The organism is Chryseobacterium sp. AC417 (assembly GCF_979258215.1).
The window spans coordinates 110,198-136,124 of record NZ_OZ409845.1 but is presented as its reverse complement, the minus strand read 5'-3'; the positions used below and the strand labels follow the sequence as shown (position 1 = coordinate 136,124).

Genomic DNA, 25,927 nt, shown 5'->3' with positions numbered 1-25,927 from the left:
TAAAATGATTCCACCAATCAGTGTCAGAATTCCGAGAATAATGAAAAAGGTAGAGAATTTTCGAGATCTTTGAAATTCTTGTTTTTTGGTGTTTTTTTAAAAATTCAAAATAAAATAAAGGTGATGGATCCTAATATTCCGAACATTATTGTGCTCTCAATCTGTTAAATTCCGTAATCACCTCATGATGCGTCACCGTTTTATCTTTAAAGTAAGTCACAAAATGTTGTTTCTCCTCTTCTGTTGCTCCCATTTGGTTTAAAATATTAAATAAATGCATTTTCATATGACCTTTTTGGATTCCTGTGGTTACCAAAGATCTTAAAGCACCAAAATTCTGAGCTAAACCCGAAACTGCCAAAATACTCATTAATTCCTGGGCAGAAGGTTTTCCCAATAATGCCAAAGAGAATTTTACCAAAGGATGAAGATTCGTTAAACCTCCCACAACGCCTACAGAAATCGGAAGATCGATCCAGAATCTGAAAATTCCGTTATCGATTGTACAATGCGTTAATGAAGAATATTTTCCGTCTTTTGCAGCATAAGCGTGTGCGCAGGCTTCCGTCGCACGGAAATCGTTTCCGGTAGCAATTACCACTGCATCAACACCGTTCATAATTCCTTTATTATGCGTCGTTGCACGGAAAGGTTCGATCTCTGCAATCGTTACCGCCTGTTTAAATTTTCTTGCAAATTCTTCATTAGAAATTCCGCTGTCGTCTTTCAGATCTTCAATTTTACATGAAACTTCTGCTCTCACGATACAGTCCGGAGTAAAATTAGAAAGAATATTCATCACCACCTGCAAAGAATCTCTTTCTTCCTGCGTGAAACTTTCTTCTAATGAAACCTGTTCTTTTAAAGTTTTACCAAATTGCTCAAGACAAGAATTGATGAAGTTGGCACCCATAGAATCTACCGTATCAAAACTTGCTTTAAGCTGATAATAATTAGGCATTTCCGAAGTTTTGTCTACCAGTTTTATTTCCAAAATTCCACCACCACGATTTCTCATGTTTGCTGTGATGCTTTCTGTGGCTTCAAACAGTTTTTTCTTTAGTTTAAAATTAAAAAAATGCTGAAGTTTGTGAGATTCTACATCAATAATGAAATGAGTGTGACCTAGTTTTTTTGTGTTAATAATGGTGGTCTTAAAGCCTCCTTTATCGATCCAGAATTTTGCTGCTTTTGAAGCTGCTGCAACCACCGAACTTTCTTCAACTGCCATTGGCAGAGCCAATAATTTTCCGTCAATCAGAAAATTAGGAGCAATTCCGTAGGGCATATAAAAATTGGAAATGGTGTTTTCAGAAAACTCATCATGAAGTTTCTGAAGATCCGCATTTTCGTTCCAATATTGATTGAGTATATTTTGATAATCTGTGTTTCCCTCGAGATATTCGTTGACAAGCCAATCAATTTTCCCCTGTTTGGTCAGTTTAGAAAAACCTTCTACCGGTTGATGATTCATAGATACGTTATTTTTGATAGATAAAAGTGGAATCGACCGTTTACGATTTCACGCATAAATTAATGATGGTAAATATAGTAAATTTGCTTTGGAAGTTTGTGGATAAGTTTGTTTAAAAAAGGGTGATATTTCTCAATTTTGGACATATTTTTGTATAGTAAATTGTATCTTTATCATAAATTCCAACTACAATAAATGAATTTTGACCGCCTGAAAGAAAAGTTAGAAATTCTTGCCGATGCTGCGAAATATGACGTATCATGTTCGTCAAGTGGAGGTTCAAGGAAAAACAAAAAAGGCGCTTTGGGAGATAGTTCTGCAAGCGGAATTTGTCATACCTATACCGAAGACGGGCGTTGTGTTTCTCTGCTTAAAGTTCTTTTAACCAATCACTGTATTTACGATTGCGCTTACTGTGTTTCGCGAAGTTCAAATGATATTAAAAGAGCCGCTTTTACAGTAGAAGAGGTGGTTGATTTAACGATCAATTTTTACCGCAGAAATTATATTGAAGGATTGTTTTTGAGTTCAGGAATTTTTAAAAATGCAGACACAACCATGGAGCGTTTGGTGCGTGTTGCCAAAAAACTTCGTCTGGAAGAAAATTTTAACGGATATATTCATTTAAAGTCAATTCCGGGAGCAAGTGATCTATTGATGCAGGAAGCGGCTTTGTATGCAGACCGACTTTCCATCAACATTGAAATTCCGACTGAAAGTGGTTTGAAATTATTGGCTCCTGAGAAAAACCGCCAGGATATGCTCAATCCGATGAAGTATATTCAATCCGGTATTACTCAATATAAAGAAGAAAAGAAAATTTTCAGAAAAGTGCCGAAGTTTGCTCCGGCCGGTCAATCTACACAAATGATTGTGGGCGCAACCAATGAAAACGATCTGCAGATTATTAAAGTTGCCGATCATTTTTACAAAAATTACAATCTTAAAAGAGTGTATTATTCGGGTTATGTTCCGGTTTTGGAAGATAGCAGATTGCCTGCATTGACGACGGCAGTTCCCATGCTTAGGGAAAACCGTCTGTATCAGTCGGATTGGCTGATGAGGTTTTACGGTTTTAAAGCAGATGAGATTTTAGATCCACATATGCCGTTTCTGGATTTGGAAGTTGATCCCAAATTGAGTTGGGCTTTGCGACATCTCGATCAATTTCCTGTCAATCTTCAGAGTGCAGACTATCAGATGATTCTTCGTATTCCAGGAATTGGGGTAAAGACTGCATTGAAAATAGTTTCAGCGAGACGTTTTCAGGTTTTAACAATTGATCATTTGAAAAAACTTGGAGCAGCGGTAAACCGAGCAAAATATTTTATTGATTTTAATGCAGGAAATGTTTTTCTGAGACATTTAACTGATCTGAATTTGAAAAAATTACTGATTGGAGGAAGCACTTCAAAATTTCAGGATCAATTTTCGCAGCAATTGACTCTCTTCTAATGATGATAAATAGTAAAGCGATAAGAGATGATGAACAAAAAATTAGAGATATTGAAAAAACAGTTGCTCAATTCTCTCAACACTTCATGTCAAATTCCAAGTGGATTAAATTAGTTAATGCAATAGTAGAAAACGCTGATTATTTTAAGAAAATTCAATTCAAAAAAATCCAAAATGATAATATTGGAGAATTATTTTTAAATGAAGACAGTATTTTCGAATTTGATTATTGGCAAACCGGATTTGAAGGGAATAATTCTTTAGGAGGATGGCTTGAATATAAAGAAATTGAGTTTCTTATTTTCGCGAAAATTATTAATTCTAAAGCTATACAGGATTTACATAAAATTGAAAAACTGATTAGAAATATTGGTGAATTCTATATTGAACATGATCAGGAAGATTTGAAAATCATGTGTTACAAAAGATAACTTAAACACTCATGCACGAATATTTTCACGAATTACACAAATAATAATATTGAGTATTTGCTGTTGAAGCTTTAGTTTAAATTTTAAACAACTGAATCACACAGCAACCCAAAAACTCTCAAACTCTCCCACTCAGAAATGACCACTTTACTCTACGACGGCAGTTTCGACGGACTTTTTACCGCAATATTCGAAGTTTTCGAGTATAAGTATAAAGATGCAGAGATTTTTTCAAAAGTAAGATTTCATCAGGAAAATATCTTTGCAGAAATTCATGAGGTGATTACGCAACAAGAAAAATCTGAAAGAGTTTTAAATAGATTAGAAGATAATATTGGCAAGTCGGGCATTCATGAATTGGTGAAAGTTTTTTTGTCGGAAGAGACAGATTCAGAACAAATCATTTTGTCTGCCGTAAGACAGTCGATTAAACATCCCAAAGAAAATATTCTTCAAAATTATGCAGATCAGGATATTTTGAGAATAGCTAAAATTTCAAAATCGGTCAGTAGGGAACGGCATCGTATGACGGCTTTCGTCAGATTTGAAAAAATGCAGGATGAGGTTTTTTTTGCGAAAATTGATCCGGATTTTAATGTTTTGCCTTTGATCAGGAAACATTTCAAAGACCGTTATCAGGATCAGAAATGGATGATCTATGATCTGAGAAGAAACTACGGAATTCTTTATGATCTGGAAACCTGCGATTTCTTTTATCCCGAAGAGAAAATAGATCTGAATAAATATCAGCAGAAATTTCATGATGAGGAGAAAAACTATCAGACACTTTGGCAACGTTATTTCACAAAAACGAATATTGTGGAAAGGAAAAATTTAAAATTACACATTCAGCATGTTCCCAAAAGGTATTGGAAGTATTTAACGGAAAAGACTTGACGAAAAATGTAGTTATGAGTTTCATAATTAATATTGTAAATGGTTTCTAAAACAATTTGATTTTAAATTTACAGGATACTAAAGGATGAAAAGTATTAGCAAGATACTGCCGTTATCTGAACTTGTTTTTGTAAATTTGTGTTTGAAATTTTTAACTAAATGAAAGAAAGTGCTGTAAAAAAAATTGCAGTTCTCACTTCCGGAGGAGACTCTCCTGGGATGAACGCAGCATTAAGAGCGGTTGTAAGAACTGCTAATTATTACGATATCGAATGTTACGGAGTGAGAGAAGGCTACAATGGTCTTATTCATGATGATTTCCTGAAAATGGGACCTCGTTCTGTAAAAAATATAATCAACCAAGGCGGAACTATTCTGAAATCTGCCCGTTCTAAAGAGTTTATGACCAAAGAAGGTCGCCAGAAGCTTATGACAATTGTGTGAAATACGGAATTGAAGCATTGGTGTGTATCGGCGGTGACGGAACTTTTACCGGAGCGAAAATCTTCTACGAAGAATTCGGGATCAAAGTGATTGGTGTTCCAGGAACAATTGATAATGATATCTTCGGGACAGACAACACGATTGGTTACGACACTGCTTTGAATACAGCAATGGATGCGATCGATAAAATCCGTGATACTGCGACTTCTCACAACAGGGTTTTCTTTGTTGAGGTAATGGGTCGTGATGCAGGTTTTATTGCTTTAAACAGCGGATTGGCAACCGGAGCTTTGGATATTTTGATTCCTGAGAAAAAAGACAGTATGGATGAGTTGTTTGCCAACTTCAGAAATGCAGAAAAAACAGGAAAAGCATCCAGCATTGTTGTGGTAGCCGAAGGTGAAAAATTAGCCAATATCTATGAACTGGCTGAGCAAACTAAGGTAGAGTTTCCGGAATATGATATTCGCGTGGCTATTTTAGGTCATATACAAAGAGGAGGATCACCAAGCTGTGCCGACAGAGTTTTAGCGAGCAGACTGGGTTATGGAGCCGTGACCGGATTGATGGATGGGCAAAACAATGTGATGGCAGGAATGCGCTCAAACGACATTGTTTATACACCCATTGAAGAAGCCATCAAAAAACACAACGAAATCAACAAAGATCTTTTACTGATTTCAGAAATTTTAGCAATCTAATATTTTATATAATTAAATAAATCAAAACAATTATGTCAACAATTAAAGTAGGTATTAACGGGTTTGGTAGAATCGGTCGTCTTGTTTTCAGAGCAATGACTGAAAGAGACAACATCGAAGTCGTTGGTATCAATGACCTTATCAATGCAGAATACATGGCTTACATGTTAAAATATGATTCTGTACATGGTATTTTCCCGGGAGAAGTTTCTGTAGAAGGAAATGACCTTGTGGTAAATGGTAAAAAGATCAGAGTTACTGCAGAAAGAGATCCTAATAACTTAAAATGGAACGAAATCGGTGCAGATTATATCGTAGAATCTACAGGTTTATTTTTAGATAAAGAAAGTGCTACGGCACACATCAATGCTGGTGCAAGAAAAGTAATTCTTTCTGCTCCGTCTAAAGATGATACGCCAATGTTTGTAATGGGTGTAAACCACACAGAACTTACAGATGATATCAAAATCTTATCAAACGCATCTTGTACTACAAACTGTTTAGCTCCTTTGGCTAAAGTAATTCACGATAACTTCGGAATCGTAGAAGGTTTGATGACTACTGTACACGCTACAACGGCAACTCAAAAAACTGTTGACGGTCCTTCTGCGAAAGACTGGAGAGGTGGTAGAGCTGCATTAAACAATATTATTCCTTCTTCTACAGGCGCTGCAAAAGCGGTAGGAAAAGTAATTCCTTCTTTGAACGGAAAGTTGACTGGTATGTCTTTCAGAGTACCAACTGTTGACGTTTCTGTGGTAGATTTAACAGTAAGAATTGAAAAAGCGGCCTCTTATGACGAAATCTGTGCGGTGATTAAAGCGGCATCAGAAGGTGAGTTGAAAGGTATTCTTGGATACACAGAAGATGCTGTAGTTTCTCAGGATTTCATTGGAGATAAGAGAACTTCAATCTTCGATAAAGATGCAGGTATTATGCTTTCTCCTAATTTTGTAAAACTTGTTTCTTGGTATGACAACGAGATGGGATATTCAAACAAATTAGTTGATATGTTGATCCACGCTTCTACATTATCAAAATAATTAGTGCATTCAGCTATAAATAAAGAAACCTTCCGATTTGGAAGGTTTTTTGTTTTATTCGATGACTAAATTAAACAATTTATTGGTGTCTTCATCTAATGTCATGGTTATGTAATCTGGTCTGTATTTAAACGTTGCAAATAGAGTTCCTGAATTTCTACCTTTTCCTGCTACACTCATTTTTAGACCCGCAGAACTTCCGTCAGGAGCAATGCTGATGCCTTTATTAGTCCCCACTACACGAGTCCAGCTTCTGGTTGTATAAAAAGAAGGGATAGGAGCTCCAACATATTTATATCCACAATTTTTTTTACCACCTGAAGATTTGCTGGTACACCAGTTTTTCACTGACAGTTCTACAAATTTGCTCTCAAATTCAGTTTTTCTCTCCTGTTTAAATTTATTCTTCAACTTTATAATCTCTTCATTAAGCAACCTTTGTTTTTCTTCTAACGAAATATCTTCTCTGAGTTGAATCTGCGAATATGCCATTTTGTAATAGGGCTTATAATCTGACAGATAAGAAATGTAAGGTTTTACTTCATACGTTTTTTGGTTTTCTTGAGCTGAGCCCATTACTGAGGCAAACAAAAATGCAGCAATTGATAATTTTTTCATGATAATAATTTTAGAATTAATGTTTAATGATTATTATTAACACAAATTTTGAAAAATTATGAATACAAAAAAATTACCTGTTTGTGTGATTTATATTTCAAAAATTAATGATCAAAACTTTTAGTTGTCACTTATTAATGTTTTAAAATGATTACAAAAATATTTTCAGGGGTATTAAAAGTATTTGGATAGAAATCTATCAATCATGATTTTTTACAAATCCGTATGATCCTTCAGAATTTCAGATGGAGTATTGGTAATGTTAATGCTGGTTGGCGTCACCAAAGGAATACCATCATCATCCAGACGTTTTTTAATTTTGGCTAAAGCTTCACTCTTTATCTGCAGCATGTTACTTCCGGTGATAATCCAGAATTTTGCCTGAAGATTAAAAACACCTTGTTTTAAACTTGTAAAAATGACTTCTGCAGTTTCTATTTTGTCAATATTTTCTATATTTTTAATGACATCCAAAATTCCTTTCTGAGCTTTGGATACATCTTCGTCTGCAGGAATTTCAAAATCTAAAATAATTCTCCGCTGAGGTGATGCTGTAATATTGTAAAAAGGCGCATTAAAAATTACCTGATTCGGGATGTAAGCTTTTTTCCCATCGTCAGTGATCAGTTTCGTCGTTAAAAAACCAATATCCTGTACCGTTCCGGAGTGATTTCCGATTGAAATATAATCTCCGACTTTAAAGGCCTTATCGATGCCGATCAACATTCCTGAAAATATGCTGGACACTAAATCTTTCAAAGCAACACCTGCAATCACCCCTGCAACTCCCAAGCTTCCGATAAACTTCCAAAGAAATCCGCTGAAGCCCATAATTTCCAGTGCAATGAAGCTTCCTATCATCATAATAAGGAATCTGAAGATACCAATAATAGTAACTACAGAACCCTCCTTCTGGCTTTTAGGCAAAACCTTATGCATGATCTTCACTGCTAGTTTACTCAGGTATTTACTTGTGAATAAGAAAAACATAAAAACAAGAATTCCTACTACTAGTTTTGGAGTGAGTTTCGCAAATGCGATATACCAATTCTCTAAAACTTTATAAACCGTGTCTACATAGCTTAAGCCATATTTCATAAAAAATATTTTTTCAAAATTAAGAATAAATTTCTCAACAAAAATTTTGCCAGTTGGAATAAGTCTATTAAATTTGTAGACTAATAAATAAAACAGTATGTCAATCAAACTAGGAGACACCGCACCCAACTTTCAGGCAGATTCAACCGCCGGAAGTATAGATTTTTACGAATATCTTGGAGATTCTTGGGGGATTTTATTTTCTCACCCCGCAGATTATACCCCGGTTTGTACTACTGAATTGGGCTATACTTCAAAATTGCAGTCAGATTTTGATCAAAGAGATACAAAAGTAATTGCTCTGAGTGTAGATGGAGTAGAAGATCATAAAAACTGGATCAAAGATATTAACGAGACTCAAAATACAGAAGTGCAATTTCCGATTATAGCAGATAAAGACAGAAAAGTTTCAGAACTGTATGATTTTATTCATCCTAATGCTTCTTTAACGGCAACTGTGCGTTCTTTATTAATTATTGATCCGGCTAAAAAAGTAAGATTGATAATTACTTATCCTGCTTCAACCGGAAGAAATTTTAACGAAATTCTTAGAGTTTTAGACTCACTGCAATTGGTAGATTCTTACAAAATTGCAACTCCTGCCAATTGGTACGATGGTGATGATGTGATCATTCCGCCATCAATTTCCACAGAAGATGCCAGAACAATTTTCCCGAAAGGAGTTACAGAAATTACACCATACCTTCGTTACACTCCACAACCTAATCAGTAGGCTTTAAATTTTTTATTTATTATATAGTTTAGTTTTAATTTGAAAAAGCGGCTCGGAAAATTTTCCGAGCCGCTTTTGTATGTTGTATGAAAGAAATATTTATTATTTCAAATCGTTAGCAACTGCTTTTGCTTTAGAAGTTGGTAAGTAGATACTGAAACCTACGTTAAAGCTAATTCTTGAAGTTAATCCTTCATTTCCGAAACCTGTTACGCCGTTATATTTTACTAAACCTTCAACACCGATATTTGGAGTGATAAAATATGAATAACCTGGACCTACACCAAAGTCTAAACCTGTTGTTGAAATACCGTTTTCAACATTGAATCCACCAACACCCAAGTTACCTTCTAAAAACCATCTACCGTGGTTCAATAAGTTGTCAACACCTTTTTCTCCCGGAGATAAAAAGTAACGACCTAACGCACCAACACCATATGTAAACTGAGTTGATTCACCAGCACCTGGCTTAGAAAGTCCTAAAGTTACGTAACCTCCTAAAGCAACATTGTCTTTAATAAAATAAGCTGCTCTTGGTTGAAGTGTAATGTCATATCCTGCACCAGTATTTAATCCAAAATTGCTCGAAAGTAAGCTACTACCTACCATCCAGTTTCCTTCTTGAATTTGTGCATTTGCTGTAGATGATAATCCTGCGATAGCTAATAATCCTGTAAAAATTAGTTTTTTCATAAATTTATAATTTTAATAGTTAATGTTCATCATTTTGATAAGCGTTTGAATTCAATAAATGTGCCACAAAGCCTGAAAGTGTTTATTCATGGGGAAATGTCATAGCAATGTGCATTTTTGTTATAAAAATTAAATAAAATGAAAGAACTTAAATATTATATCAATAATAAAATGACTGATATAATTACTCCGGCAATTGCAAATTTGATACCACGTTTAAATGCCTTACTTTTAGGATTAAACATCCAAAAACTTGAGATTACAAAGAAGAAAAGGCAGACTCCGAAAAATGCGTTCAATGGCGAAAGTGTATCAGCAGATTTAGCTTTGTGAAGTTTCGTCATTTTATCAAGCACAAACGGAAGTTCCTTTTTTGAATATTTTGCCTGTCCTGTTAAAGAGTTATACGTTCCGTTTTTAAAGTAGAGAATATTATTTTCAGATTTTTTGATCTCAAGATTTTTCATTTTCAGTTCTTTCTCAAGTTCTTTTTCAGAAAGATTTTTAGCAATCACTTTATCGTAAAGCTTTTCCTTTTTCAGAAAATCTGTATCTCTGTAGATAAGCAACATTCCGCTTACGGCATAAATTGCCATAATTCCCGCCATAAAAAATCCTAAATAGCGGTGCACAATTCTCATAAAACTTCTTGTATCTTTAATTTTGTCCATAGTCGTTTATATTTAAATTTCAAAAGTGGAAGCTGCAAAAATGCAACATCCACTTAGAATAATAAAATTATTAATTGTATAAATTTTAAAGTCTGTATGTTAGGGTAAAGTAATAGTTTCTTGGTGTGATTGGGTTGACCGAATAGTTTTCGTGCACATTATAATTAACTACATCAAATAAATTGCCCACTTTTCCTTGTAAAGAGAATTTCTTCCAGTCATAGCCTAGAGATAAAGAGACTGTTGTGTAATCTTCAAGATCAAACATTCTGCTTACCCCTTTTCTGCTGATGTTGGTAGATTTTGAATCATTCCAGCCTGCAATTCTGTCCCCGATATAATATACGCCAATTCCTGCTTTTAAACCTGGAACATAGTTTGTGAATTTATAAAATACCGATGCGTTAGCTGTTGTAGCGGGTGTTCTTACCAATCTTTGTTTTTCTACAAATCCTTTTTCTGGCGTGTCTAAATATACAGAGTTGTTGTAAGAAAAACCTCCAATGATTGAAACGTTTTCGTTAGGATTTCCGGTAATATCTAATTCTACACCACGGCTTCTCATTTTACCTGCAAATTCCTTTAAGTTTGTGTCTGGTGTTTGTATTGCTCCTGCAGCATCAACATAGAAAAAATTCTGATAAAAGTTATTATATAAAATTTGGTATAATGTTACGTTAACTGCTAAAGCATTGTTCCAGATATTTTTTTTGACACCTATTTCGTATTGATCTACTGTAGTAGGTTTTATACCTTCTTTGGGCAAATCGTTTACTCTGCTTCTTACCTGTGCTGCTGTTCCTGTAAGGTCAAGATTATCTATCTGACCAGACATATAACCTGCATTGGTTGCAAATGAATTGGTATAAGTTGCAAATGCTGAAAAATTATCATTTGGCATATAGACAAAGCCTACTTTCGGAGAAAGAGCCTGATCTGAAGTTGGAGAGTTTGTTACTTCTATTTTTGTATTTGTTCTAAACTTAGTATTCAAAGTTGGCATATTTTCTATGTAAGACCAACGCAAACCTGCTAAAACTTTGAATTCTTTGGTAAGACTAATGAAATCCTGTGCATATACTCCAATTCTTCTAGTGTTGATTCTGGTTTTCTCTAATTTTTCTGAGTTAGGCATATTTCCGCCAACCCAGGTTGAAGGATCATCCAGATATAATGTTCCTGTAGCACTTCCGTTGGCTCCGTAAATATACCCTGTCCCGAAAATAGCTTTTGCAGGATCTGCAATATTAGGATCGTAAAAAGTATAAGAATCTGAAACACCATAATCTGCATCAGCACCAATTAAAATCTTATGATTAATTTTCCCAGTGTTAAAATCTCCGTTTAAATTGGCCTGCAGACTTGTATAGTTCTGTTCATTGTATGTTCTGTTAAGAGGTCTGTTTGCCCAAGCCAGACGATTGCTGTTTTTCTCGTAAGTCCATTGTGCTCTTTCTGTCGAGAAATAATCTTTGGTAAAATTTTGATATGATGCACTTGTGTTTAATGACCACTTCTCATTCAACTGATGATTGAATGTTACATTTGTGGTAGCCTGCTGTACATTTTGATACTGCCAATCAGTTCCTAAAAATGCATTTCTCGGTAATAAATCATTGAGTTTGTAGCTTAAATCGCTACTAACGATTGACCCGATTCCGAAATCCGGTGTAAGGTCATTTTTAAGATAATCGGCCTCAATAATTAACTGTGATCTTTCTCCTAAATTGAATAAAAATGAAGGGTTAAAATAATATTTTGTCGATTTTACAACATCTCTGAAGCTTTCTGCATATTCATAAGCACCATTTATTCTGAATGCCACATTCTTAGATAGTGGTCCGTAAATATCCACCATTGGTTTATATGAATTCCAGCTTCCTGCATTCATTGCTAAACTACCTCCAAAATTAAATTTTGGTTTTTTAGTAACTAAGTTGACAATACCTCCTGCCGCAGCGTTTCCGTAAAGCATTGCAGTGGCACCTTTCAAAACTTCAACTCTTTCAAGACCGCTTACTTCGGGGAAAACACCACTATTGATTCTGGCTCCATTCTTATAAATATTATCGTTTCCGAAAATAAAACCACGACCTCCAAAACTGTCTTGAGAGCCTCCTCTTGCAGAAGTAAGATAAACTCCGTTTACATTTTGTAAAACATCACTTAATTGTTTGGCTTGTTGCTGCTCAATAATCTCATGGGTAACAATAGAAATCGCTTGTGGATTTTCCATTACTGTAAGATTTGACTTTGTGGTTGCAGGCCTGGCTGTATTTGGATTTCCTGTTTTATGAAGATTCACGTCTTCAATGGTTTGTACTCTGATGGTGTCAGAAGCAGAATTATCTTTCATCTGTGCATTTACAGAGGCTGCTACAGCGATAAGACCTAAGGAGAAAATCCTTCTTTTCATGGTTTTAAATATTTAGAATAGAATTATGATTTGGCAAAAGTAGAAAATAAGTTATTATTATTTAGAATTATTAAAAATAAATTTATTGATTTTTGTCATATTTAATTTTAAAAAAGCATTTAGAGCATTACAGAATATCATTAATGGAACACTTTTTATAATATATTTGTTTAAAATTTAAATTATGCAATTGGTAAAAGTGGGGATTTGTGCCTTTGGAATGAGCGGAAAAATTTTTCATGCTCCTTTTTTGAAAGAACATCCTGGATTTTTCATCTCTGCAATTGTAGAAAGATCGAAAAATGAGTCTCAAGAAAAATATCCTGATGCCACAATCTACCGTTCGGTAGAAGAGATGCTTCAGAATGCTGATGTAGATGTGGTTGTCGTAAATACGCCGGTTCAGACTCATTTTGAATATGTGAAAATGGCATTGGAAGCAGGAAAAAATGTAATTGTTGAAAAACCATTTACGGTAAATGTTTCAGAAGCACAAGAATTGGTGCGATTAGCTGAAGAAAAAAATCTTTTTTTAAGCGTTTATCAGAATAGAAGATTCGATCGTGATTATCTTCAGGTGCAGAAAATTATATCTGATGGAAAATTAGGAACCATCAAAGAGGTTGAGATCCGTTTTGACCGTTTCCGAACAGAGGCGAGTGGAAAAGAACACAAAGAAAATCCGGAGCAAAATGGTTCAGGATCTGTACATGATCTGGGTTCGCATCTTGTAGATCAGGCAACGCAGCTTTTTGGTTTTCCTGAAAAAGTTTTTGCGGATGTATTTTCCATGAAAGGTGAAGCGTTTGCTAATGATTATTTTGAAATTCTGCTTTATTATAAAAATGATTTAAGAGTAAGATTAAAATCTTCAGTTTTCAACAAAGAGGATCATTATGCGTACAAAATTTTTGGCGATAATGGTAGTTTTTTACAGGAACGAACTGATGATCAGGAAAATGAATTAGGATCAGGAACAATTCCAGCCTACGGAAAAGATTGGATGCAGCCTTTGAAAGAACCGGACGGAATTCTAAATTATTTTGATGAAAATTCAGAATCGAAAAGAATTTTAACCTCAAGTAAACCCGGAAATTATATGAATTATTATCAGCAGATCTACGAACATATCGTTTTCGGATATGCTTTACCATCACTCGGAAATGAAGTTATTCAAAACATGAAAATCATTGAGGTTGCTTTGGAAAGTTTCAGGAAAGGGAAAGTTTTAGATGTAAATTAGAAACGATCATGAAAAAAAGAAGCTCAAGTTTTACTGTAATCGGTTTGCTGTTTGTAGGAATCGGGTTAACGTTGGTTGATGATAATATGTATCTCAGGTATGGTTTTCTAATATTAGGAACTGCATTTTTGTTTTACAGTATTTTTACAATGATGAGAAATAAATAATTTTTAAGAAATAAAAAAGAACTGTCCAGTTATTGAACAGCTCTTATTATATGGTATGGTCTAATCCTGAAGTTCAAGCCATCTCATTTCGTGGTTTTCCAATTTTTCTGAAAGATTTTCCAGTTCGGCAGAGAGTTTTGAAATTTTATCGTAATCTGCTTCATTATTGAGCTGATCAAGAATCTTTGCTCTTTTTTCTTCAAACTCAGGGATTTCTTTTTCAATGGTTTCCAATTCACGCTGTTCTTTGAAAGATAATTTCTTTTTTGGAGTTTGTGGTTTTGAGACAGTTTCTGCAACCGGCTTTTCAACTACTTTTTCAGTTACAGGTTTAGGTTTTTTATCTTCGTTTTTTTGACTTCCATCCTCCATTTTTTTATTTTCTCGGTATTCTGAAAAGTTTCCGATAAAATCTTTGATTTTTCCTTCACCTTCAAACGCTAGAATGTGATCAACAATACGATCCATAAAATATCTGTCGTGAGAAACAATAATCAAACTTCCCTGAAAATTCAGTAGAAAATTTTCTAAAACCGTCAAAGTAGGAAGATCCAGATCATTTGTTGGCTCATCAAAAATCAAAAAGTTCGGATTTTGATATAGAATGTACATCAAATGCAGCCTTCTTTTTTCTCCTCCCGATAGTTTAGAAATCGGAGAATACTGCGTTTGATCATCAAACAAGAATAATCTCAAAAACTGTGAGGCAGAAATTGTTTTCCCGTTGGCTAAAGGGAAGTTTTCAGAAATGTCTTTGATGAAATCAATCACTCTTTCCTCTTCTTTATATTTTAAACCTTTCTGAGAAAAATATCCGAATTTGATGGTTTCTCCGGTTTCAATTTCTCCGGAATCTTTCGGCTCAAAACCCTGAATAATATTTAATAAAGTTGATTTCCCGGCTCCGTTTTTTCCTACAATTCCTACTTTTTCACCTCTTTGAAAAGAATAGCTGAAATCTTTTAATAATAATTTATCACCATAACTTTTAGAAATGTCTTTAAGTTCTAAGATCTTGTTGCCCAGTCTTTTCATCTCAAAATCAAGCTCCAGAGATTCTTTTCGGGTATCGGTTTTGGCTATTTTTTCAGTTTCGTAAAAGTCGTCTTGTCTCGATTTAGATTTTGTAGTTCTTGCTTTAGGCTGTCTTCTCATCCATTCCAGCTCCTTTCTGTAAAGATTGTTGGCTTTATCGATGGTCGAGTTCATATTATCCTCACGAATCATTTTGTTCTCAAGATAAGTGGCATAAGAACCATTGTGGAAGTACAGATTCTGATCTTCCATTTCCCAGATAATTCCGCAGACTGCATCAAGGAAATAACGGTCGTGAGTTACCAGAAGTAAAGTTATTTTTGCTTTATTCAAATAATTTTCAAGCCATTCTACCATTTCCACATCAAGGTGGTTGGTCGGCTCATCCATGATTAAAAGTGTGTGACGGTGTTCTGCTCTGGTTTCGGTTAAAAGTTTTGCCAGTGCAACACGTTTGATTTGTCCACCGGAAAGCATTCCCATTTTTGCTTCAAGATCGGTGATTTTAAGCTGAGAAAGTATCTGCGTCATTTCATTTTCAAGATCCCAGGCTTTATGAACTTCCATTTCAGCCAAAGCTTTTTCCATAAAATCAGGATCGTCTGATAACAGTGATTTGTGATAATTTTTCAGAGCTTTGATGGGAGCTGAGTCTAAAGTCATCATGAATTCTTCAATGGTCAGATCAGATTCAAAATCAATCTCCTGATCAAACAATACCACCTGAATATCTTTATTAATGACCACCGAACCGCTGTCTGCGATTTCTTTCCCCATTAAAATTTTCAGCAAAGTAGATTTTCCGCTTCCGTTTTTGGCAACAATGGCAATTTTGTCACCTTCATTGATGTTAAAAGAAATGTTTTTAAAAAGGGTTTTGATCCCGTAAGATTTTGTAAGATTCTCAGCCGCAACGTAATTCATTGATATCCAAATTTTGTGGTGCAAAAATACGAAATATTAAAGTCGCAGTAGATTAAAAAAAGTATTTGTATGCTAAAGGTGTTTGTAAACTTACAAGTCACAGGTTATTAAGGTTTTTTAGGTCTTTGGACCGGGTGGATAATTTTTTTCATTACAGAATTTGCAGTAAACCCATGCATTAGTATTGATAGCAAAATAGTGAATGCCACGATAGCCCAAAGCTCATCCTGATATTTGAAATCGAATTTTGTAAAAGCGAAAGCAAGGTAAAAGACAGAACCCATCCCTCTTATTCCGAAAAATCCTATTGCCAATTTTTCCCGAATATCAATTTTTGAAGTACTTAATGCTAAATATCCAAATAGCGGACGTATAACAAGCAAAAATAAGAATGCAAATAAAATCATTTTCCATGTAAGCTTTTCTAAAACGCCCATTGCAAGAGCTCCACCAAAGAGTATAAGCAGAATGCATAGCAGTAATCTTTCTATCTGATCTGTAAAAGAATGCAGATCATCATGATATTCATGACTTTTTTCATAATGTCGTAGCGTAATTGCAAATACAAAAACGGCAATAAAACCATATCCGTGAATCAGTTCTGTAATACCATAAACCATTAATGTTGCGGCTATGGCAAGAAGACCATCACGGGTTTTAAGGACTTTATATCTGTTGGCAATTTTAAATATCAGATAACCAATAGCTTTTCCTATTAAATATCCGATTAATATTCCTGTAAAAACGCGGTATAAAAGATCATAAGTAAACCAATCTAAGAAACTTACGTTTTTCCCGGAAAGTGAATAACCAATACATATGGCTAACCAGGTAAACGGAAATGCAACGCCGTCATTGAGACCAGCCTCGGATGTGAGAGCAAACTTAGTCTCAGATTTGCCCTTTTCATTAGGCGGGCCAACCTGTACATCAGAAGCGAGCACAGGATCTGTGGGCGCCAAAACTGCACCAAGCAACGTTGCAGAAGCAAGCCCTAATCCTAAAAAATAATATCCAAAAACAGTTGCTGCAAAGATGCAGAGGATCATGGTTATAGAAATAAGCTTTAGGGTAGAAGCCCAGCTTTTTAAGGAAAAAGCTCGGTCAATTTTTATTCCGGTTCCCATGATTGATATGATGACGATGAGCTCGGTAAGATGCAGCGTTATGCTTTCGTTTTTCTGTGGCAACGGATCGGGTAAATACTGTGGTATAAGTAAGTATAATATAAAACCCAAAATAACAAAAAACACAGAATATGATATACCTGTAAACTCCGCAATTTTTGGCATCCAGACCATGGTAAAGATCGCAAATCCTATGAAAGTTAAAATAAGTATATATTGATCCATAAATTATATGATTAGCTGAAAAAATCTGAGATGAATTGTTAATGAGAAATTATTGTTTTAAAGAAAAAACACTTTAAAGTAATCAAAAATTCAGCCATAAAGTCTTTATGGTTTTTAATTAAAAATAGACTCTCGCAGTCAAATTATTTATACTAAAAGAACAATCACTTTAACAGGTTTTTAAGAATAATTTTCATCAAATTGGGCATTATAATATTTTTTAATGTAGATTTGAGCATTACATTAAAACATAAAATTATGATACAAATGAACTTTCTCGCAATTCTATTTGCAGCCTTAATTCCCTTAGTAATGGGTTTTATCTGGTATCATCCAAAAGTTTTTGGAAATGCCTGGATGAAAGAAACCGGACTGTCTGAAGAAAAACTGAAGAATACCAATATGATTGTGGTGTTTGTGGTTTCGATTATTTTATCAATCATGATCGGTATGTTTCTGCAAATAGTAACCATTCATCAATATGGAGCATTAGGTTTAATTGGTGGAGATGAAAATTTAGCAAAACCTTCTTTTACAGAATTTATGAAAGATTATGGGAATAGTTTCAGATCATTTGGTCATGGCGCTTTGCACGGTTTTATGACAGGAATTTTTTTCGTATTTCCTTTAATTGCAATTAATGCAATGTTTGAAAGAAAATCATGGAAATATACTTTTATCAATACTGGTTACTGGACGATAACGATCACCATCATGGGTGGCATTATCTGCGGATGGTACGCTATTGATGGGTTCAATCTTGTTACTCCGAAATAGTTTTTACATATTTTGAAAATATAGGCTGCATTTGTAGCCTTTTTTATGAAGTTTACTTTAAAAAAATATAGACTTTCCGCGGAAATTCCTGATGAATGGGATCATATCATTGGACAGTATAATATTATGTTGTCTAAAGAATATTTTGAGACATTAGAATCTTCATGTCCCGAAAATATGAAATGCTTTTATGTAGGTTTTTTTAAAGATGAAGAGCTGATGGGTGGAGCATTGTTTCAGCATTTAAATTTTATTCAGCATAAAACTTTTCAGAAAAGGGAAACCTTTTGTAATATTAAAAATTTCATCACCAAAAAAATCACAAAAGATGTGATGATTTTGGGAAATAATATGCTGACCGGACAAAACGGATTTTATTTTGATGCTTCAAAGATTACCATTGATCAGGCAATCAGGCTTTTGGATGATGCTGTTCAGAAAATGCAAAATCAGGAAGGAAAAACATCGCTTATTATTTACAAAGATTATCAGGCAAGTTTTATTACCTATTTTCAAGCTAAAAATTACAGATCGTTTTATAGATTTTCGGTACAACCCAACATGATTTTAAATCTGAAAGAAAACTGGGTGAGATTTGATGATTATCTCAACGCATTTTCAACAAAATACAGAACCAGGGCTAAATCTGCAAAGAAAAAAATCACCGGAATTACAAAATCTGAGATGAGTATAGACACCATCAGAAATCATCAGAAAGAGATGAACGTTTTATACCAAAATGTTGCTGAAAATGCGCCCTTCAATACTTTTTTTCTCACCGAAAATCATTTTGAAAGCATGAAAGAATCTTTGGAAGAAAATTTCAGGGTTTTTGGATATTATTTAAATGAAAAACTGATTGGCTTCTATACTTTAATTCTCAATAATAAAGATATAGATACTTATTTTCTGGGTTATGACAAAAAGCTTCAAAAGGAAAAACAAATCTATCTGAATATGCTTTTAGATATGGTAGAATTTGGGATCAACGAAAAATTCAGTCGGATCATTTTTGGCAGAACCGCATTGGAAATCAAATCGACAATTGGTGCCGAACCGGTTGAGATATTCGGATTGATTAAACATAATAATCTGCTTGTAAATTACTTTATAGAAAAGATTTTTACTTCATTAAATCCTATTGTTGAATGGATTCAGCGAAAACCGTTTAAAGATTTATAATCGGTTATTTTAATATTGCAGAAAGCATTTAAACCCTTTCAAATTTAAATATTTTCAATCCAAAGTCAGGCTTTTCAGAGACCAGATCCCGCCATTGTAAACATCCAGATCAACTTTAGTGTTGATTCCGTAAACGATTCCTTTTTCACTGAATTGCCAGAAATCCCACTGGTCATCTGGCGATGGAGTAGGAACATCATTGTAATTGGCCAGCCAAAGAGGATAATCATCAAATTCACCTTTCAAAAAATCTTTATAGTAATGATAATAGGTGTAGATGATTGGTTTTTCACCATACGTTTCTTCAATGATCTTACACCAGATTTTCAGATCTTCAACCAGTTTTTTATTCGATTTTCTTCTCGGAATTTTTTCAATGTCTAATATCGGCGGAAGATCACCACTTTCGAGTTTTACATTTTCCAAAAAATTATTTGCCTGAATAATTGGGTCTTCATCAGCTCGGTAAAAATGATAGGCTCCACGAATGAGATTGTATTTCTGTGCCTGTTGCCAAAATTCATCAAAATGTTTGTCGGCACTACGGTTTCCCATTGTTGCACGCATCACTACAAATTCAAGCGGAATCGTTTTATTTCCTATGCTCAGACTATCCCATTTGATATCTTCTCTGTTTTGGTAGTGCGAAATGTCAAAACCATATGTTTTATCAAGATTATTGCTGATAATTTTCTGGATTCTTAAAGTTTCCTTTTCGCTGTTTTGAAGCTTTTTGTGAGTAAATTTGTTAAAATGTAAAGCATAATAATAACTTATTGATTGTTTGAGGTATAATCCTGTTCCCACCAATGCAATAATCAATAGAACCAACACCACTTTACGTCGGAAAAAATAATTTTTCCAGCGGTTTTTATGGATGCTTTTGGCAGCTCTTTTGGTATACTTTTTCGGACTCATAAAGTTTTGCAAAACTAACTTTTTAACCCCTAAAATACTAAATAAAATAAGTAAATTTGTGTACTATGGAAACACGCGAAAAGATCATCATCATCGGAGGAGGTTTTGCGGGGCTGCAGCTTGCGAAAACATTAAATAACAAAAATAAAAAAGTAATTGTTCTCGACAGAGTCAACCATCATATGTTTCAGCCCTTGTTTTATCAGGTGGCTTGCGGCAGGATAGAGCCTTCCAATATTTCATTTCCTTTTCGTAAGATTTTTCAGGAATCCAGAAATACCCAGTTTCGATTGACTGAGGTTAAAGAAATTATACCTTCTCAAAATAAAGTCATTACCGACGAAGCAGAATTTACCTACGATAAGCTTATTATTGCGACAGGTTGCAAAACTAATTTTTTCGGAAATAAAGATTTGGAAAGTAAAGCTTTCGGGATGAAAAATACCCAGGAAGCCATCAGAATCAGAAATCATGTTTTGATGACTTTCGAAAAATTAATTCTTGAAAAAAGCCGTAGTGATGATGGAAACTGGAATATCGTCATCGTAGGAAGCGGACCGACCGGAGTAGAATTGGCGGGAGCGTTTTCTGAAATGAAAAAAGAAATTCTTCCTCGTGACTATCCTTACATGAATTTTAATCACCTGAAAATTATTCTGGTAAGCTCTACAGAAAAACCTTTGGCAGTGATGAGCCAGGAAGCCCAACAACAATCTGAGAAATATCTGAAAGATCTCGGAGTAGATTTTATGAGTGGGGAAGTAGTGACAGATTATGATGGAGATAAAGTTTTTCTGAAAAGCGGAAAACAAATCCCTTCTAATAATGTCATTTGGGCAGCAGGAGTTGTAGGCAATGTGATTGACGGTTTCCCTTCAGAAAAATTAATCAGAAACCGATATATTGTAGACCGTTTTAATAAAATAAAAGGTTACGAAAACATTTTTGCCGTAGGAGATATCGCCTACATGGAGACTCCTAAATATCCGCAGGGACATCCGCAGGTTGCTAATGTTGCAATAAATCAGGCGAAAAATTTAGGTAAAAATTTTCTGAAAAAAAATTCCGGAGAATGGATTGAATATGAATATAAAGACCAGGGTTCTTTAGCAACCATCGGGAAACACAGAGCCGTGGTAGATTTGCCATTTATTAAATTTCAGGGATTTTTAGCATGGTATTTTTGGATGTTTTTACATTTAATGCTTATTTTGAGCGTTAGAAATAAACTCGCCATATTTTTCAATTGGATGTGGAGCTATTTTAATAAAGATTCTTCCTTACGTTTAATTATTTCGCCAAGTAATAAAAATAATACGCAGCAATGAGAATTGACATAATAAGCGTGCTTCCAGAATTGATGGAAAGTCCGTTCAGAACTTCTATTTTGAAAAGAGCAGTTGATAAAGGTTTGGTGGAAGTTCATTTTCATCAGCTGAGAGACTGGTCTATCAACAAACACAGGCAAATAGATGATGAGCCTTATGGTGGCGGAGCAGGAATGGTCATGATGATTGAGCCTTTAGACAAATGTATTTCTGAACTTAAATCTCAAAGAGATTACGATGAGATTATTTACTTAACACCCGACGGTGAAACGTTGAATCAAAAGATATCCAATACGCTTTCTATAAAAAATAACCTGATGTTTATTTGTGGACATTACAAAGGTATCGACCAGAGGCTTAGAGACTTGCATGTTACTAAAGAAATTTCTATTGGAGACTTTGTTTTGACAGGCGGTGAATTGGCAGCGTGCGTTCTGGCAGATTCTATCATCCGTTTGGTTCCCGGAGTTTTGAATGATGAGCAAAGTGCATTAACGGATAGTTTTCAGGACGATTTACTCTCACCACCTATCTACACAAGACCAGAATCTTACAAAGGTCTGGATGTTCCAAAGATTCTTTTGAGCGGAAATTTTGCTAAAATTGAAGAATGGAGACACGAAGAAGCCGTAAGAATTACCCAAAAAAAACGACCTGATTTACTTGAATAAATAATGAGAATGTATAAAACTTATTCTTAAAATTTATAATGCAATCGTTTTCAAAGTAAGATTGTAAAAATATAATATTAACATTAAGAATTTTTTTGTGAATGTAAATTCATTTTTTTTAAAATTTTGACTGTCATAAATAAACAAGCTTACGATTATGGTAATTTTTCAGCGTTTTATGTGAAAATTTAATTATGATTACTAGTATGATACTAAAAAAAACAATAAATTTACATTCTGAAATTAAAATCTGAAATTTCAGAATGTTAATAGAAATTCGTGTAGATGGAATTGTTTGCTTTTTATAATGTAGAAAATTTGTTTTTGCCAGATCCGCTGCCTAATCACAGGCTTGATCCCACCACTTCGGGACTTAGGAACTGGGATGAAAGAAAATACAGAGACAAGCTTTTCAAAATTTCGCACGTATTCCAGCTTATGAAAGATGAAACAGGCATTTTGCCCTGTATGATTGGTCTCTCTGAAGTTTCTGGAAAAAAAGTCTTGGAAGATCTTGTGGAAATGAGTCCTTTCAATTCGAATTACGGAATCGTACATTACAATTCTATGGATGAAAGAAAGGTGGATGTAGCGATGATTTACGACAAATCTAAAGTGGAAATTCTAGATTCTGAAGCCATCACATTTTTCTTCGAAATAGAAGATAAAAACCCGGAAAACTATGATACAACAAGAGATGTATTGTATTCAAAAGTAAAATACAAAGAAGAAATCATCAATGTTTTTGTAGCTCATCTTCCCTCAAAACGCGAAAAAGATATCAATCAGCCAAAACGTGATTACATCCTGAGCGAAATTAGAAACAGAATTCTTCAAATCGTGAATGTTGAAAGAGAAAATGTCATTCTTTGTGGTGATTTTAACGAAAATCCGGACGGAGAAAATCTTACAAAACTACTTCTTGATGATAAGAATGAAGCCTTTTTAATCAATCCTTTTCAAGAGCTTTATTCAGACAAAAATTATTCGGCATTTCATTATAAATCGGGTCTTTTATTTGACCAAATTTTATTATCGAAATCTTTTTTTGAAGACCATCAGAAATTATCATTCTATGATGCAAAGATTTTCAAGCCCGAAAAACTGAGAAGCAGAAACAAAATGTTCAGCGACAGACCTTTCAGAACCTACGCAGGAACCCGTTATTTGGGTGGTTACAGTGACCATTTTCCTGTCTTTATAGTTTTAAAAAAGTAAATTAAAAAAAAGTAATAATTTCAGATGAAAAACTCAACCAGTACAAGCTATCATTTAGACCCTTTAGACAAAGAAATCATCTATATGTTGATGGATAATGCTAAAAGCTCTTTGGCATATATATCGAAGCAGGTAGGAATCTCAACCACAGCTGTACACCAAAGAATCAAAAAACTAGAACATGCCGGAGTTATAGAAAACTCTATTTCATTTCTTAATCCACGAAAAATTGGATATAAGGTAGTCTCGTACATCGGAATGTTTCTGGATCAGCCAAGTCATTATCCTGAAGTTGTAAAATCACTAAAGGAAGTGAATGAAGTTGTAGAAGCACATTATACAACGGGAAATTATACTATTTTCCTGAAGGTTATATGCAAAGACAATGACCATTTGATGGAAATTCTGAATAAGCTTCAAAAAATGAAAGGAGTTACAAGAACCGAAACTTTTATATCTTTGGAGCAAGGTATTTACCGACAGCTGAAAGTATAATCATGAATATTGCCCAATATTTAGATTCAACGTATTTAAAAACGCTATTACAATCCGGAATTTCTGAAGAAGAAACCTTACAAAAAGTAAAAGATCTTACCCAGGAAGCGATTGATCATCATTTGTTTGCAGTCATGATTCGTCCGGATTATGTTTCCGAAATCAGAAAATATATTCAGCAGCGAAATTCAGATGTTGTTTTGGGAACGGTGATTGGCTTTCATGAAGGAACTTTTTCTGTGGATGAAAAATTGGCAGAAGCTTCAAAGGCAATTGAAGACGGTGCAGATGAACTTGATTTTGTAATCAATTATTCCGAATATTTGAAAGGAAATGTTGATTACATACATAAAGAATTTGTAGAGTGTAGTCAGTTATGCGTTGAGAATCATAAAGTTGTGAAATGGATCATCGAAACTGCCGCCTTATCAGACGAGCAAATCGCTGATTTGACGAAAAAGATTTCCACTTGGGCTGAAGAAAATTTTTCTGATAATGATTTATCTAAAATTTTTATTAAATCTTCTACGGGTTTTTTTGAAACTGAAGATGGAAAACCAAACGGAGCGACTTTTGAAGGCATAAAAATTATGCTTGATAATGCCGGAAAGCTTCCTGTAAAAGCAGCAGGCGGTGTGAGAACTCATGAAGATGCCGAAAAGATGATCAATCTTGGTGTCAAAAGAATAGGAACGTCCTCAGCTTTAGCTTTAATAAAAAATGAATCTTCTTCGGAAGAATATTAAAATAAACAAACCCATCAGATTTTGATGGGTTTATTGTTTTTATGTAAACTTTAAAATCAATGTAAATATTGATTAAACCTGCGCTTGATACTCAGCATAAAATCCTTCAGTTTCTTTGATCACTTCATCCATTTCTACCAAAGAATACACCTCAAGGAATTTTCTTCTGAAATCTTTAAAATGAGGAATTCCACGGAAATAATTGCTGTAATGTTGTCTCATTTCGATCAATCCTAGTTTTTCGCCTTTCCATTCTGCGCTCCACTCAGCGTGTTGACGAACTGCCGAAAGCCGGTCTGAAATCGTAGGAGCATCAAGATGTTCTCCGGTTGCAAAGAAATGTTTAATCTCATTAAAAATCCATGGATAACCGATTGCAGCACGACCGATCATAATGCCGTCGCAAGCATATTTATTTTTGTATTCCAAAGCTTTTTCTGGCGAATCGATATCACCGTTTCCAAAAATCGGAATTTCAATATTGGGATTTTGTTTAATTCTTGAGATGTGTTCCCAGTCGGCTTCACCTTTATACATTTGTCCGCGCGTTCTTGCGTGGATCGTTAAAGCTTTAATTCCTGTTTCCTGAAGACGTTCGGCAACTTCATCTATATTGATAGAATTACTGTCCCATCCCAAACGGGTTTTTACGGTCACAGGAAGACTGGTAGAACTTACAACGGCTTTCGTTAAACGAACCATCATATCAACATCTTTCAAAACTCCTGCTCCTGCGCCTTTGCAAACCACTTTTTTTACCGGGCAGCCAAAATTGATGTCTACCAAATCTGGGTTTACTGTCTCTACAATCCTTGCAGACATTGCCATCGCTTCTTCATCACCACCGAAAATCTGGATTCCCACAGGTCTTTCATAATCGAAAATATCCAGCTTTTTTCGGCTTTTCATCGCATCACGAATCAAGCCTTCAGAAGAGATAAATTCTGAATACATCATATCTGCACCATGCAATTTACACAGTCTTCTGTATGGCGGATCACTCACGTCTTCCATGGGTGCAAGCAAAAGCGGAAATTCCGGCAGTTCTATGTTGCCTATTTTTATCATGGCGCAAATTTACGAAATTCTAAACTTTAAAGGTTTTGAAATTTTCTATAGTAATTATTTAAGATAAAAAGTCATTTTCTCTAAAACTCTAAAACTCTAAAACTCTAAAACTCTAAAACTCTAAAACTC

24 protein-coding genes and 1 pseudogene are annotated in these 25,927 nt (G+C 34.5%); 15 read left to right on the top strand and 10 right to left on the bottom strand.

All coding sequences use genetic code 11. The features are described 5' to 3' along the window. Positions 1–145: 145 nt before the first annotated feature. Positions 146–1,474, bottom strand: a complete 1,329-nt coding sequence (locus tag ACZZ9T_RS00685) for a hydroxymethylglutaryl-CoA reductase, degradative (RefSeq protein ID WP_463440509.1) — start codon at positions 1,472–1,474, stop codon at positions 146–148. Between the two features lie 195 nt (positions 1,475–1,669). On the opposite strand from ACZZ9T_RS00685, the gene ACZZ9T_RS00680 reads away from it, so the two are divergent. The 5 genes and pseudogenes from ACZZ9T_RS00680 (at position 1,670) to gap (ending at position 6,445) form a co-directional block, all read left to right on the top strand. Further along, entirely contained in the window at positions 1,670–2,929 is a 1,260-nt protein-coding gene (locus ACZZ9T_RS00680; RefSeq protein WP_463440508.1) for a putative DNA modification/repair radical SAM protein, read from the top strand. After that, the gene (locus tag ACZZ9T_RS00675) at positions 2,929–3,360 is read left to right on the top strand and encodes a hypothetical protein (RefSeq protein ID WP_463440507.1); all 432 of its coding nucleotides are present in this window, start codon (positions 2,929–2,931) and stop codon (positions 3,358–3,360) included. The genes ACZZ9T_RS00680 and ACZZ9T_RS00675 overlap by 1 nt, the downstream gene beginning before the upstream one ends. A 138-nt stretch (positions 3,361–3,498) precedes the next feature. Then, positions 3,499–4,257, top strand: a complete 759-nt coding sequence (locus ACZZ9T_RS00670) for a TIGR03915 family putative DNA repair protein (RefSeq protein ID WP_463440506.1) — start codon at positions 3,499–3,501, stop codon at positions 4,255–4,257. A gap of 159 nt (positions 4,258–4,416) precedes the next feature. Continuing rightward, positions 4,417–5,402, top strand: a pseudogene (pfkA, locus tag ACZZ9T_RS00665) (6-phosphofructokinase). Between the two features lie 32 nt (positions 5,403–5,434). Next, the gene (gene gap / locus ACZZ9T_RS00660; protein WP_463440505.1) at positions 5,435–6,445 is read left to right on the top strand and encodes a type I glyceraldehyde-3-phosphate dehydrogenase; all 1,011 of its coding nucleotides are present in this window, start codon (positions 5,435–5,437) and stop codon (positions 6,443–6,445) included. A 54-nt stretch (positions 6,446–6,499) separates the two neighbouring features. On the opposite strand, the gene ACZZ9T_RS00655 is transcribed toward gap, so the two are convergent. Then, positions 6,500–7,063: a hypothetical protein gene (locus tag ACZZ9T_RS00655; protein WP_463440504.1), complete on the bottom strand. Its 564-nt coding sequence runs from the start codon at positions 7,061–7,063 to the stop codon at positions 6,500–6,502. A 213-nt stretch (positions 7,064–7,276) separates the two neighbouring features. Further along, positions 7,277–8,161, bottom strand: coding sequence for a mechanosensitive ion channel family protein (locus ACZZ9T_RS00650; RefSeq protein WP_463440503.1), 885 nt, complete (start codon positions 8,159–8,161; stop codon positions 7,277–7,279). Positions 8,162–8,258: 97 nt separating this feature from the next. On the opposite strand from ACZZ9T_RS00650, the gene ACZZ9T_RS00645 reads away from it, so the two are divergent. Then, positions 8,259–8,894 (top strand): peroxiredoxin, encoded by a 636-nt coding sequence (locus tag ACZZ9T_RS00645; RefSeq protein ID WP_463440502.1) that lies wholly within the window; start codon positions 8,259–8,261, stop codon positions 8,892–8,894. A 102-nt stretch (positions 8,895–8,996) separates the two neighbouring features. On the opposite strand, the gene ACZZ9T_RS00640 is transcribed toward ACZZ9T_RS00645, so the two are convergent. The 3 genes from ACZZ9T_RS00640 to ACZZ9T_RS00630 form a co-directional block, all read right to left on the bottom strand. Beyond that, the gene (locus tag ACZZ9T_RS00640; protein ID WP_463429519.1) at positions 8,997–9,587 is read right to left on the bottom strand and encodes a hypothetical protein; all 591 of its coding nucleotides are present in this window, start codon (positions 9,585–9,587) and stop codon (positions 8,997–8,999) included. Between the two features lie 155 nt (positions 9,588–9,742). Continuing rightward, the gene (locus tag ACZZ9T_RS00635) at positions 9,743–10,258 is read right to left on the bottom strand and encodes a hypothetical protein (protein ID WP_463440501.1); all 516 of its coding nucleotides are present in this window, start codon (positions 10,256–10,258) and stop codon (positions 9,743–9,745) included. An 85-nt stretch (positions 10,259–10,343) separates the two neighbouring features. Then, positions 10,344–12,674 carry a TonB-dependent siderophore receptor gene (locus ACZZ9T_RS00630; RefSeq protein WP_463440500.1) on the bottom strand — a complete coding sequence of 777 codons (2,331 nt, stop codon included), beginning with the start codon at positions 12,672–12,674 and terminating at the stop codon, positions 10,344–10,346. 184 nt (positions 12,675–12,858) lie between these two features. Between ACZZ9T_RS00630 and ACZZ9T_RS00625 the strand changes: the two genes are divergently transcribed. Both ACZZ9T_RS00625 and ACZZ9T_RS00620 read left to right on the top strand, forming a co-directional pair. Further along, on the top strand, positions 12,859–13,917 hold the full coding sequence (locus ACZZ9T_RS00625; protein WP_463440499.1) for a Gfo/Idh/MocA family oxidoreductase: 1,059 nt from the start codon (positions 12,859–12,861) through the stop codon (positions 13,915–13,917). An 8-nt stretch (positions 13,918–13,925) separates the two neighbouring features. After that, positions 13,926–14,084: a hypothetical protein gene (locus ACZZ9T_RS00620; RefSeq protein WP_463429515.1), complete on the top strand. Its 159-nt coding sequence runs from the start codon at positions 13,926–13,928 to the stop codon at positions 14,082–14,084. 60 nt (positions 14,085–14,144) lie between these two features. Here ACZZ9T_RS00620 and ACZZ9T_RS00615 read toward each other — a convergent pair whose 3' ends face one another. Both ACZZ9T_RS00615 and ACZZ9T_RS00610 read right to left on the bottom strand, forming a co-directional pair. Beyond that, a complete protein-coding gene (locus tag ACZZ9T_RS00615) occupies positions 14,145–16,043 on the bottom strand; it encodes an ABC-F family ATP-binding cassette domain-containing protein (RefSeq protein ID WP_463440498.1) in 1,899 nt (632 codons plus the stop codon). Between the two features lie 107 nt (positions 16,044–16,150). Further along, positions 16,151–17,395: a cation:proton antiporter gene (locus ACZZ9T_RS00610; protein ID WP_463440497.1), complete on the bottom strand. Its 1,245-nt coding sequence runs from the start codon at positions 17,393–17,395 to the stop codon at positions 16,151–16,153. Between the two features lie 267 nt (positions 17,396–17,662). On the opposite strand from ACZZ9T_RS00610, the gene ACZZ9T_RS00605 reads away from it, so the two are divergent. Both ACZZ9T_RS00605 and ACZZ9T_RS00600 read left to right on the top strand, forming a co-directional pair. Next, positions 17,663–18,172, top strand: coding sequence for a DUF1761 domain-containing protein (locus tag ACZZ9T_RS00605; protein WP_463440496.1), 510 nt, complete (start codon positions 17,663–17,665; stop codon positions 18,170–18,172). A 45-nt stretch (positions 18,173–18,217) separates the two neighbouring features. Then, positions 18,218–19,354 carry an 8-amino-7-oxononanoate synthase gene (locus ACZZ9T_RS00600; RefSeq protein ID WP_463440495.1) on the top strand — a complete coding sequence of 379 codons (1,137 nt, stop codon included), beginning with the start codon at positions 18,218–18,220 and terminating at the stop codon, positions 19,352–19,354. Between the two features lie 54 nt (positions 19,355–19,408). On the opposite strand, the gene ACZZ9T_RS00595 is transcribed toward ACZZ9T_RS00600, so the two are convergent. Then, on the bottom strand, positions 19,409–20,272 hold the full coding sequence (locus tag ACZZ9T_RS00595; protein WP_463440494.1) for a glycoside hydrolase family 25 protein: 864 nt from the start codon (positions 20,270–20,272) through the stop codon (positions 19,409–19,411). A gap of 65 nt (positions 20,273–20,337) precedes the next feature. Here ACZZ9T_RS00595 and ACZZ9T_RS00590 point away from each other — a divergent pair, with 65 nt between their 5' ends. The 5 genes from ACZZ9T_RS00590 to deoC all read left to right on the top strand — a co-directional run bounded on the left by ACZZ9T_RS00590 (position 20,338) and on the right by deoC (position 24,730). Next, a complete protein-coding gene (locus ACZZ9T_RS00590) occupies positions 20,338–21,600 on the top strand; it encodes an NAD(P)/FAD-dependent oxidoreductase (protein ID WP_463440493.1) in 1,263 nt (420 codons plus the stop codon). After that, a complete protein-coding gene (gene trmD / locus ACZZ9T_RS00585) occupies positions 21,597–22,271 on the top strand; it encodes a tRNA (guanosine(37)-N1)-methyltransferase TrmD (RefSeq protein WP_463429507.1) in 675 nt (224 codons plus the stop codon). Before ACZZ9T_RS00590 ends, trmD begins: the two co-directional genes overlap by 4 nt. Positions 22,272–22,556: 285 nt before the next feature. After that, positions 22,557–23,489, top strand: coding sequence for an endonuclease/exonuclease/phosphatase family protein (locus ACZZ9T_RS00580; protein WP_463440492.1), 933 nt, complete (start codon positions 22,557–22,559; stop codon positions 23,487–23,489). Between the two features lie 24 nt (positions 23,490–23,513). Continuing rightward, positions 23,514–23,984: an Lrp/AsnC ligand binding domain-containing protein gene (locus ACZZ9T_RS00575; RefSeq protein WP_463429505.1), complete on the top strand. Its 471-nt coding sequence runs from the start codon at positions 23,514–23,516 to the stop codon at positions 23,982–23,984. Further along, complete coding sequence (gene deoC, locus ACZZ9T_RS00570; RefSeq protein WP_463442968.1) at positions 23,984–24,730, top strand: deoxyribose-phosphate aldolase; 747 nt, start codon at positions 23,984–23,986, stop codon at positions 24,728–24,730. The genes ACZZ9T_RS00575 and deoC overlap by 1 nt, the downstream gene beginning before the upstream one ends. Positions 24,731–24,802: 72 nt before the next feature. Here the strand turns inward: deoC and dusB are convergent, their stop codons facing one another. Then, complete coding sequence (gene dusB / locus ACZZ9T_RS00565) at positions 24,803–25,798, bottom strand: tRNA dihydrouridine synthase DusB (RefSeq protein ID WP_463440491.1); 996 nt, start codon at positions 25,796–25,798, stop codon at positions 24,803–24,805. Positions 25,799–25,927 lie beyond the last annotated feature (129 nt).